This is a genomic window from Nisaea nitritireducens (assembly GCF_014904795.1).
Lineage (GTDB): Bacteria > Pseudomonadota > Alphaproteobacteria > Thalassobaculales > Thalassobaculaceae > Nisaea > Nisaea nitritireducens.
The window spans coordinates 1-11101 of sequence record NZ_JACZFS010000028.1 but is presented as its reverse complement, the minus strand read 5'-3'; the positions used below and the strand labels follow the sequence as shown (position 1 = coordinate 11101).

The window sequence follows — 11101 nt, the reverse complement described above, 5'->3', positions numbered from 1 at the left end:
CCGCACCGCTCTGCCCAGCGGGCGAGGACGACGTCAGTGGCGACGGTGTCGCGCAGGGCGAGATCTTCAGCTGAAGGCTTGACCAGCGTCATCGCACCCGGCTCGCCGATATCGCACTTGCCGCCGGTGATGCAGCTGATGGCGATGTCGTCTTCGGACGCGGTCTCGGTCCACATCTGATCGTTCAGAATGGCCAGTTCTTTCTGAAGCAGAGCCTGCTTCTCGGCGCTCATGGAATTCCACTTGTTCATGTTCATGGCGCCGAAGGCGAGGCCCCAGCCAACCCGAAGCGTGTAGGCGTGGGTTGCAACCTGGTGCCATTTTGCCTTGTAGGCGGACATGGTTCCGGTGATACCGCAATCGACCACGCCCTTCTCGAGCGCCGGGATGACTTCTGCGAACGGCACGGTGACGGAGGTGCCGCCGACGCCTTCGACGAAGTCGCCGAGGGTGGTGGCATAGACCCGGACCTTCTTGCCCTTGAGATCCTCGATCCCGTTCACCTCGGCGTTGCACCAGAGCGTCTGGCTGGGGAACGGATAGAGCATCAGAAGCTTGGCGTTGTAGATCTCAGCAAAGGCTTTCTCGAGGATCGGGTAATAGGCTTTCGCCACACTGCGCTCGGTCTCGATGTCCTGGGTGACGGAGGAAAGATCGGCGCCCTCGAACACGGCATTCTCCGCCGCGACATAGCCCGGAAGCCCGAAGGCGAAATCGAACACGCCGTTCTTCACGAGCCGCATGATCTCGAAGCCTTTCAGGCCGAGTTCTGTCTGCGGCTTGATCTCTCCGATGATCGATCCACCGGAGGCCTTGGCGATCCGCTCGTTCCAGAACGGACCTTCATGTTTCTGATAATTTGTCAGGCTGCCCCAGGTTCCCACGGCCTTGATGACCGTCGGACTGTCGGCGACCGCCGGACCGGACGCGGACAAGCCTGCCGTGATGGCGAGCGCAGCGCCTAAAGCCTTTAGTTTTCTCATTTTTTGTCTCCCTGTTTTTTGAGTGGTCACGCGATGAAACTGTTGGTCTGGTCGTCGATGTCCGTGATCAGCATCCGCCCGGGCGTGTGGGTGATGCAGAGGGGCGGGCGGGCTTCTGCGAGGGCATTCTGAGGTGTCACGCCGCAGGCCCAGAACATCGGCACGCCTTGGGTGCTGACAGGTGGATCGCCCCAGTCGGGCGCATGGACGTCCTCAATGCCGATCTCGGCCGGATCCCCGACATGGACTGGTGCGCCATGCGCCCAGGGGAACCGGGCGGTGGTTTCTCGTGCCAGATCTACCTGGTCCGGGGCCACGTAACGCAGTGAGACAACCATGCCGCCGCCGAAGGGGCCGGCGGGTATCGTTTCGATATTCGTGCGGTACATCGGGACGGTCGTATCGGCCTCGATATGTGCCATGGGCACACCGGCGGCAATCAATGCCGTCTCGAAGGTAAAGGAACAGCCGATCGCAAACGCCACGAGGTCGTCACGCCAAACCGCGCTCAGGTCTGGAACGGATTCAACCAGGTTGCCGTCCCGGTAGATATTATAGGATGGCGTATCGGTGCGGACGTCGATGTCGCCGAGCGCGGGCCATAGCGGATTACCTGGCTCGGTCATCCCCACCAAGGGGCAGGGCTGCGGGTTCCGCCGGCAGAATGCTTCGAAATCGGGCGCGAGAGCCACTGAAAGGATCGCGAGATTTACCTGAAGTTTTCCAGAGGCGAGACCTGCTGTGTGACCGCGATAGGCGCCGGCCCTGATTGCCGCCCGCACCGTTTCCACGTCGCGGCCAGCGAGGTCGTCGTAGGTTGGGTTTGAAGCGTCGCGGTATGCGTGCATTGCTGCCTCCTGCGTCGAAAGAACAGTAGGCTGCGCGTTTGATCAGGTTCAAATTAGTTATTTTGCGCTAATTCGATCACTAATTTTTATCGTATGCGGTGGCAACCATCTGCGCGATCTCAGCCGCCCGACCGGTCACAGAGACCTCGGGCGCCGCGAGAAAAGAGGCTGTGAAGCTCAGCGGTTCTGGCGTCCAGCCGGGATCAAATTGTTCGACCTGCCCTGAAGTCAGATAGTCCGCGGCTAGTGAAAGCGGCAAGGCGCCGATACCAAGCCCGGCTGCAACCAGCCGGAAACAGGCAGAAAGTGAAGAGGACGGGAAGATCACCGCGCCAGGTCCGTAGCGTTCCAGAAGCGTTTCCTTAAGCAGACGGAAAGGCCTGGTGTCGCGGGCGAATGTAATGACAGGCGCGCCCGCAGCCGGATCGCTGACGGACAGAGACGGCGCGCGAAACCAGGTCATCTGGTAGTCGGGGAGAGGAATGTTTTCGACCCGGTAATCTGAAATCGGTCCCATGAGGAGTGCAAGATCTATCGCGTTGGCGAAAAGTCTCTCTCGGAGCGTGCGTGAAATGTCGACATCAATCTCGACGGTCAGCCGGGGAAATTCCGTTCTGAGCGCTGTGATGAACTCGGGGAGCCAGGATTGCACGATGGTTTCGGACACGCCGATCCGAAAGAGAGACTGCATGCCGTCCGGTCGGCCGACATCTCTCTGGATGAGGCTGTTCAGCTTTAGGTATTGTTCGGCATAGCCGATCAGCGCCGCCCCGTTTTTGGTCGGGCGCATCGAGGCGGAACGATCGAACAATTCGACACCCAGCGCTGTCTCCAACGTCTTTATACGGGCGGTTACAGCTGGCTGGGTCAGATGCAACTCCTCCGCCGCCCGGCGTACGTTGCCCGTGCGCGCGACGGCCAGGAAAGCTCTGAGTTGGTCGAGGGTGAAGCGCACGGATCAGCCCTCGACGGCGCGGAGCGCGCCGCAGTCGACGTTGGATATTACGTTCGTCCGCATTACCAGGCGGGATCTCTCTGGAACATTCCGGATGCGCGTGGTGTCGGGGGCACGTCCGATCCTCAGGGCTTCGGCGAGGCCACTGTACGAGAGGATCTGCGCTTCGATGCTGTCAGTCCGCCGCCATATGCTCATGTTCGCCCGCCATTTAGATACTGTGACGGTTTCCCGTCGGGTCGCTAAGATCTGTCAGAGAATACTATTAAATCCGTGGGTTGGGTTTTTCGTCGCCTCAGAGGTCTTTCTTTACCCGGCTCTGCTCTCATCGGACCATCTCAATTACAGTCTTCATAGTAATGACAGTCATGCAAAGGGTCGGTCGATCCTCGGCTTGCTGAAAAATGAACGATGGTTCATTCTTCGTTGAAGACCACGGAGGAAAAGGGACAGTCATGAGTGATGGATCGACACTTGCCAGACTTCAGGCAGCCGACCCGCAAGAAAACCGCCATCTTGATGCGGTGATCGTCGGCGCCGGGTTCTCGGGCATGTATCAGCTTCACCTGTTGCGTGATCGGCTGGGGCTGAAGGCCCGTGTCCTGGAGCGTGGCGATGGTGTTGGTGGGACCTGGTACTGGAACCGCTATCCCGGTGCGCGGTGCGATTCCGAGAGTCATTCATACAGCTATTACTTTTCCGACGCCTTGTTGCAGGAGTGGGAGTGGTCCGAACGGTATCCGCAGCAGCCCGAGATCGTGCGCTATCTGAATTTCGTCGCCGACAAGCTGGATCTGAAGCGGGACATCCAGCTCGACACGACTGTCACCGCGTCGCGTTACGATGAGGCGGCAAACCGATGGCTGGTCGAAACCGCAAGTGGCGAGACACTTACGGCCAAGTATCTGATCACCGCGGTCGGCTGTCTGTCATCGGCGAACGTACCCGATATTCCGGGCCGGGATCGCTTTCAGGGCCAATGGTATCACACCGGCCAGTGGCCGCATGAGGGAGTGGACTTCACCGGCAAGCGCGTCGGCCAGGTCGGCACCGGTTCGACCGGTATCCAGGCTGTGCCGGTGATCGCCGCCGAAGCGGAGCATCTGACGGTTTTCCAGCGCACGGCAAATTACAGCATCCCGGCACAGAACGGCCCGCTGTCTGCCGAATTCAAGGCGTGGGCGAAGAAGAACACTGACGATATCCGCCACACCATGCATGCCTCGACCAACGGTCACCCGTTCCTGATGGAGGAGCGCAATGTGTTCGACGTCTCCGCCGAGGAGCGACGGGCGATCTACGAGAAGGCCTGGGAGGTCGGCGGGTTGCGGTTCAGAGCGGTGTTCCAGGATTTGCTGCTCGACAAGGCGGCGAATGACACGGCGGCCGAGTTCCTAAAGAGCAAGATCCGGGAGATCGTATCGGATCCGCAGAAAGCCGAGGCACTCTCCGATATCGACCACCCCTTCGCGACCAAGCGGCCGCCGATCGATACCGGCTATTTCGAGGCTTACAACCGCGACAATGTCAGCCTCGTGAACCTGCGTAAGACTCCGATCGTCGAGATTACCGAAAAGGGAATACGCACGAGCGAGAAGGAATACGCGCTCGACATCATCGTTTTCGCCACCGGCTTCGATGCGATGACGGGATCGTTGCTCAAGCTCGGCATCGTCGGGCGTGACGGGATCTCCTTGAGCACTGCCTGGGAAGCGGGTCCACGTACCTATCTGGGGCTTCAGGTTGCCGGCTTCCCCAACATGTTCACCATTACAGGTCCGGGCAGCCCGTCGGTGCTTTGCAACATGCCGGTCGCAATCGAGCAGCATGTTGAATGGGTGACCAACTGCATTGAGCAGATGGAGAAAAAGGGTGTCGAGCGGATCGAGCCGGACGAGCAGGCTGTCACGGACTGGGTCGAGCATGTCAATGATGCCGCCAACGCCACTCTGCTGCCGAAGGCTGGGCATTCCTGGTACCTTGGCGCGAACGTGCCCGGCAAGCCGCAAGTCTTCATGCCCTATGCCGGCGGCATGGCCCGCTATCGCGGGATCTGTGACCGGATCGCGACCAGCGGGTATGAGGGGTTCGTGATGGATGGCGAGACTGCTGGCTCGCCGGTTCCCGCTGTTGTGAATAGCACGGGCTGACCTTGGTTGGCGAATTTCAGTAAACCGGCGTCAACGGCGCATGGCCTCAATTAACTCCAGTTTCGAAATTAATAATTGAGGAACCGTCTCGGTGGCTGCCCTGGTGCAGCCCCGAATGCTGTCCGTTCTCCTGACGCGCGGTCCGGCAAATCTCGTCCATGCGCCGAGAATCTCCAGCACGCGCCAGATGGGTGTCTTTTGCGGCCTGCTATGCCCGCAATACCCGCGGATGCACGTGGGATTTACTGAGCGATGATCACCGGATAGCGCCAAAAAGAGACGATTGAATGTCCAATAAGTGACTAATGAGTCGTGGTTCATTTTTCTTGACAGTCTATTCGCATGATCTCCAAGCTGCACGCGATAAGGCCGAATTCAAAATGACGGGCCTGCCGCAAGTTTGCTCAAGCTTACTGCGGCCAGGACCGCAATCAATGGAGGAACGTTATGAAGAAGACATCCCCGCGCTCGCGCCCGGGCATGGACCGGCGCACCGTATTAAAGGGCGCCGCCGCAGTGGCTGCCGTCGGCACCGCTGTCACCGGGTTCCCGGCTTACCTGAAGGCTGCGGGCAAGCCTATCAAGATTGGCATGCCGACCATCCTGTCAGGCCGAGTGGCCATTCTCGGCGAGTCCTCCGTCGCTTCGGCGAAGAACGAGATCCGCAAGATCAACGAGGCCGGTGGCATCGAGGGACGCATGCTCGAGCTGGTTACCCGTGATTCCCGCGCCAAGCCGGACGAGGCAGCGCGCATGACCCGCGACCTCGTGAACAACGAGGGCTGCGACATCATCATTGATGCCGAGGCGTCTGGTGCGTCCTTCGCCGTCAATGAGGTTGTGCGGGACATGAAGCAGTTCTGTATCCACACCAACTCCGAGACTTCATCGCTGACGGCCGATCCCAAGAACCAGGTCGAGTGGGTTTTCCGCAGTTGCCGCCAGGGCATCCATGATGCGGTCGGCGGCGGCCTGGTCGCCGCCAAGGTGGCGAAAGCGAAGGGTCTGAAGCGGTGGGCGACGGTGTCGCCGGATTATGCCTATGGCCGTGCCAATACCGCTGAGTTCATGGAATACGTGAAGCTCTTTGCCCCCGAGACGGAGGTCATCACCGAGACCTGGCCGAAGCTTTTCCAGCCGGATTACACCGAGAACGTGACAGCACTGCTGAACGCCCAGCCGGACGCGGTCTACTCTTGCCTGTGGGGTGGCGATCTGGTGGCTTTCTTCGATCAGGCGAGCCTCTATGGCCTGTTCGACCAATTCACGGCCTTCGCGGTGAATCTCGGCGACTATCCGGTCCTGACGGCGATCAAGAGCCGCCCGGCCGGCGTGTACTCGGGCAGCCGCTATCACAAGGACGTCCCGAACACACCCGAGAACGAGGCCTGGTACGACAACTTTATGGCCAATTCCAACGTGCTTCCGACCAACTGGGCATGGCAGAACGCGGCGGCCATCAACTTTGTCGCTGAAGCCCTGAAGAAGACCGGCGGCGACACCGACACGATGAAGATGGCGGAGGCCACGTCCGGCCTGACCATCAACTCGCCCTTCGGTGTTGACGGTACGCTGACGATCCGTGAGGAGGACCACACGCTGGTCAACTACATGGTCGGCTACTCCAAAACCATCGTCGACGAGCCCTATGTCGTCGATTTCGACAGGACCGCCTGGTCCGAGATCTACACGCACGAGGCGGAGTGGAAGAAGCGCAACGGCTACATGTGATGCCGGCTTCCTGGCGGGGGCGCTAAGTCTCCCGCCAGGCATTCTTCTGGGCGCCGGTCAGTTTCCGGCGCCCGTCTTCAGTCTGTCTTTATGGATAGAATCTTATGTTCGATTTCGACGCGCTTGCCGCTTGTATGTCGACCTCGGCCTGCCTGGTGAACCAGGCGACGAGTGGACTGATTATCGGCATGCTGCTGTTTTTGGTAGCGTCCGGTGTCACGCTGATCTTCGGCGTGTTGCACGTTATCAATTTCGCTCATGGCAGCTTCTACATGGTGGGCGCGTATTTTGCCTACACCGCCTATGTGGTGACCGGGAACTACTTCCTGGCGGCACTGGTCGGCGCAGTGGGGGCCGGGATATGCGGTATCCTGTTCGAGCGATTGATCATCAGCCGGGTCTACGGCCAGAACCTGCTGATGCAGCTTTTGGTTTGCTACGCCTTTATACTCATCGTCGATGATCTGGTAAAGATCATCTGGGGTGCGGAGTACCTGGCGATGGGCATACCGGCGGAGTTCCGGTTGCCGCCGTTTCGCATTGCCGGTGGGTATGTGCCTCCATTCTATCTTTTCCTGGTTGCTGTCGCCGTATGCATCGGTGTCGGCTCGGTGCTCCTCGTGACCAAGACGCGCTTTGGCAAGATCGTGCGCGCGGCAGCCCTTAACGCTCCAATGGTCTCGGCCCTTGGCATCCGGGTGAACATCTATTTCGCTCTGCTGTTCGGTTACGGCTGCGCGCTCGCCGGCGTGGCCGGCGCACTCGCGGCACCTGTGCGCTCGCTCACGCCGGGCATGGGGCTCGGCATTCTGGTGGAGAGTTTCATCGTGACGGTTATCGGCGGCATGGGCTCGATCCCGGGCGCCTTCCTTGCCGCCATCATTCTCGGTCTCACCCGCTCCATCGGCAGCGTGGGCTTCCCGCTGTTCGTCGATGGGGCGATGTTCATGATCATGGCGCTGGTGCTGATTTTCCGGCCGACCGGACTGATGGGGCAGGGAGAACCGCGATGAGCCTGTTCATTGAGTTTCGGCGCGATCTGCTGATTGCGCTCGTGGGCCTTGTCGTGCTGATCGCTATCGGCCTGGGCATCGATCACGCGTGGCCGCGCGACTTCCTGACGTCGATCTTCGCGGCTGCCCTGCTGGCCATGTCGCTGAACATGCTGATCGGTTACACGGGCCTCGTCTCTTTCGGCCATGCGGCTTTCTTCGCGCTCGGCGGCTACATCTTTGGCCTGCTGCTGCAATCTCCGGCCTTTACCGGCGCGCTCGGCGCCGGCTCGGTGCCGGTCGCCCTGGTGGCGGCCGTCATCGGCACCGGCGTCTATTCCGTAGTAATCGGTGCGATTTGCGTGCGGTTGACGGAGATCTACTTCGCCTTCCTGACGCTGGCCTTCCAGATGTTCCTGTACAGCGTGATCCTGAGCTGGGTGGACCTTACAGGCGGCGATCAAGGCTTGATGGGCGGCATCCCGCGCCCGGTCTTCCTCGGTATCGATCTGGCCGACCAGTATCACCGCTACGTGTTCTGCGCCGTGCTCTTTGTGGCCTGCGTGATGATTATGCGGATCATGACCGAGAGCCCGTTCGGCTACACCCTGCGGATGATCCGCGACAACGCCACCCGTGCGGCCTTCCTCGGCGTGAACGTGACGAGGGTGAAGCTGATCTGCTTCGTGGTCTCGTCCTCGATCGCATCGGTCGGCGGCGTGATCCTCACCCTCTTCACCTCCGGCGCCTACCCCGAATGGGCTTTCTGGGCACAATCGGGCGAGGCGATCTTCATGATCATGCTCGGCGGGCTGAACGTCTTCCTCGGCCCGGTTCTCGGTGCTGTGGTCCTGCGGATCCTGAACGACGTGGTCCAGATGTACACCTCTCACACCGAGATCGTGATCGGTGTGGTGATCATGTTTGTCGTCTTGGGGCTGCGCCGCGGCATCCTCGATTTCGTCAAGGACTGGTGGGTCGAGAAGCAGCAGGCGCGTCTGGCGGCGGAAAACCGGAACGGACAGGAATGATGAACAAAGTCGGATCTTTGAAAGACCGCGTTGCGGTTGTCACCGGCGGTGCCAGCGGTATCGGGGCCGCCTGTTGCCGGCTGATGGCCGCCCGCGGCGCACGCGTGGTCGTCGCCGATGTGAATGCCGACGCCGCCAAGATGATCGCGGCCGAGATTGGTGGCGTCAGCTACGTCGTCGATGTTCGCGATGCCGACGCGATCGAAGCGCTGGCGGAGAAGAGCGAGAGCGAGGTCGGTCCCGCCGACATTCTGGTGACCTCGGCCGGCATCGTGCAGGCGCCGTTGCCACCTGAAGAGCTCGCTCTGGACCTTTACGACAACGTCATCGCGGTGAATCTGCGCGGCACCTACCTGACGGCCAAAGCCTACGGTTTGCGAATGGTCCAGCGCCGCGGCGGCTCGATCGTCACCATCAGTTCGGTCACGGCCGAGCGCTCGGTGCCGCTGCACGCCTATGCGCCGAGCAAGGCGGCGGTGACCAACATGACCATGAACCTCGCCGCCGAATGGGGCCGCGCCGGTATCCGGGTGAACACGGTGGAGCCGGGCTATACCCGCACGCCGGCGTTGCAGGATCAGATCGACCGCGGCCACCGGGACCGGACTCTGCTGGAAGAAAACTCGACGCTCGGCCGCATGGTCGAGCCCGAGGAGATTGCCAAGGCGGTTGCCTTCCTTGCCTCCGACGAGGCTTCGGCCATCACCGGTATCGCGCTCCCGGTGGATGTCGGTTTCTTCAGTGCGGGATCCTGGCATCCCTATGGCGGCGTGCGCCGACAGGGGAGCCACTGATGCTGCGCCTGGAGAATGTGGTCAAGTCGTTCGGCGGCGTGGTCGCCACCAACGACGTATCGCTGAACTTCCCTACCGGTTCGCTGAGTGCGGTGATCGGACCAAACGGTGCGGGCAAGACGACGCTGTTCAACCTGATCACCGGTCATCTGGTGCCGGACAGCGGGAAGATTCTGCTGCAAGAGGAGGATATTGCCGGCAAGGCGCCGGTGGATATCGTGCGCAAGGGCGTCGGGCGCGCCTTTCAGATCGCCAGCATCTTCCCGAGCATGACGGTCGAGCAGTCTCTGATGTGCGCCGTCGCCTCCCACTTCCGTACCTCGGAGGCGATGCTCTCGGTGTTCCCACCGCCCGATGTGCGCCAGCGCACCGAGGAACTGATCGAGCTGCTGGGCATGGGGGCGGTGGCACGTCTGTTGAGCGCAAATATCTCTCACGGCGACCAGAAGCTACTCGATATCGGTCTCGCCCTGGCCCTGGAGCCGAAGGTACTGATGCTTGACGAGCCAACCGCCGGTATGGGGCCCGAGGAACGCTGGCAGATGATAGGCACCGTGCGCCGCTTGTGGGAGCAGGGGGACATGACCTTGATCTTTATCGAGCACGACATGGATATCGTCTTCGAGGTAGCCCAGGAGATCACCGTGCTGAGCTACGGCGCGGTCCTGGCCAAGGGGACAGCGGATGAAATTCGCAATCATCCGGAGGTCGTCGAGGCCTATCTCGGAACAGATACACATGCGGAGGCCTCACAATGACCGGCGGCAGGAGTGATGACGTGATCCTCAAGGTTGAGGACATCGATGTCTTCTACGGCGCTTCCAAGATCCTGTTCGGTGTCGATCTCGAGGTCGGGCGCGGGCGCACGCTGGCCCTGCTGGGCCGCAACGGTGCGGGCAAGAGCACGACCATGAAGGCGATCGCCGGGATTGCCAAGCCGCGCAAGGGCAGCATCAGCTTGTCCGGGCAAAACCTCGCGGGCGCGCGTCCGGATATCATCGCCCGGGCCGGCATCGGCTATGTGCCCGAGGACCGGCAGGTCTTCGCCATGCACTCTGTCGAGGACAACCTGCTGATCGGGACCAAGCCGGGGCTGCGCGGCCAACGGGACTGGACGTTGGAGAGGGTTTACGACACCTTCCCGATCCTGGCTCGGATGAAGGACCGCAAGGCTGGTTTGATGTCCGGCGGCGAGCAGCAGATGCTGACAATCGCCCGTACCCTGATGGGTAACCCCGAGGTCCTGCTGCTGGATGAGCCTTCAGAGGGATTGGCCCCGATCATCGTTCAGGCCATCGGCAGTCTGATCCGCACCCTGCGCGACACGGGCGTGACCATCGTGCTTGCGGAGCAGAACATGCATTTCTGCCTGGGCATTTCCGAGGATGCAGCGGTGATCGACAAGGGGCATATCGTCTACCGCGATACGATTGCCGGTCTGCGGGCCAATGAGGCGATTACAAAGCGCTATCTCGCGATCTGAAGCGCCTGTTATCCGAAGTGGTTGCGCCTCAGCTGGGCGAGAACAGCCCGCGGGTAAGGATCTTCATATAGGCCTCGATCACGTGCGCGGGTACCGCCTTGGCGCGACCATTGTCGTCCCGGGCATAGTGCATC

Annotated in this window: 10 protein-coding genes; 7 read left to right on the top strand and 3 right to left on the bottom strand. The window is 61.0% G+C overall.

The window, feature by feature from the left end; genetic code table 11:
- From IG629_RS10185 to IG629_RS10175, 3 genes are all read right to left on the bottom strand, one after another.
- Nucleotides 1-983: TRAP transporter substrate-binding protein (locus IG629_RS10185; protein WP_193171852.1), on the bottom strand; the 983-nt coding region annotated here is incomplete at its 3' end.
- 26 nt (nt 984-1009) lie between these two features.
- The gene (locus IG629_RS10180; protein WP_193171851.1) at nt 1010-1831 is read right to left on the bottom strand and encodes a putative hydro-lyase; all 822 of its coding nucleotides are present in this window, start codon (nt 1829-1831) and stop codon (nt 1010-1012) included.
- A gap of 79 nt (nt 1832-1910) precedes the next feature.
- On the bottom strand, nt 1911-2786 hold the full coding sequence (locus tag IG629_RS10175; RefSeq protein ID WP_028466659.1) for a LysR family transcriptional regulator: 876 nt from the start codon (nt 2784-2786) through the stop codon (nt 1911-1913).
- Nucleotides 2787-3241: 455 nt separating this feature from the next.
- Between IG629_RS10175 and IG629_RS10170 the strand changes: the two genes are divergently transcribed.
- The 7 genes from IG629_RS10170 to IG629_RS10140 all read left to right on the top strand — a co-directional run bounded on the left by IG629_RS10170 (nt 3242) and on the right by IG629_RS10140 (nt 10967).
- Complete coding sequence (locus IG629_RS10170; RefSeq protein ID WP_193171850.1) at nt 3242-4936, top strand: flavin-containing monooxygenase; 1695 nt, start codon at nt 3242-3244, stop codon at nt 4934-4936.
- Nucleotides 4937-5383: 447 nt separating this feature from the next.
- Nucleotides 5384-6667 carry an ABC transporter substrate-binding protein gene (locus IG629_RS10165; RefSeq protein ID WP_193171849.1) on the top strand — a complete coding sequence of 428 codons (1284 nt, stop codon included), beginning with the start codon at nt 5384-5386 and terminating at the stop codon, nt 6665-6667.
- Between the two features lie 104 nt (nt 6668-6771).
- Entirely contained in the window at nt 6772-7680 is a 909-nt protein-coding gene (locus tag IG629_RS10160; protein ID WP_193171848.1) for a branched-chain amino acid ABC transporter permease, read from the top strand.
- The gene (locus tag IG629_RS10155) at nt 7677-8690 is read left to right on the top strand and encodes a branched-chain amino acid ABC transporter permease (RefSeq protein ID WP_193171847.1); all 1014 of its coding nucleotides are present in this window, start codon (nt 7677-7679) and stop codon (nt 8688-8690) included. The genes IG629_RS10160 and IG629_RS10155 overlap by 4 nt, the downstream gene beginning before the upstream one ends.
- Nucleotides 8687-9484, top strand: coding sequence for an SDR family NAD(P)-dependent oxidoreductase (locus IG629_RS10150; RefSeq protein ID WP_193171846.1), 798 nt, complete (start codon nt 8687-8689; stop codon nt 9482-9484). Before IG629_RS10155 ends, IG629_RS10150 begins: the two co-directional genes overlap by 4 nt.
- A complete protein-coding gene (locus tag IG629_RS10145) occupies nt 9484-10242 on the top strand; it encodes an ABC transporter ATP-binding protein (protein WP_193171845.1) in 759 nt (252 codons plus the stop codon). The genes IG629_RS10150 and IG629_RS10145 overlap by 1 nt, the downstream gene beginning before the upstream one ends.
- Nucleotides 10239-10967, top strand: coding sequence for an ABC transporter ATP-binding protein (locus IG629_RS10140; protein WP_193171844.1), 729 nt, complete (start codon nt 10239-10241; stop codon nt 10965-10967). Before IG629_RS10145 ends, IG629_RS10140 begins: the two co-directional genes overlap by 4 nt.
- Nucleotides 10968-11101 lie beyond the last annotated feature (134 nt).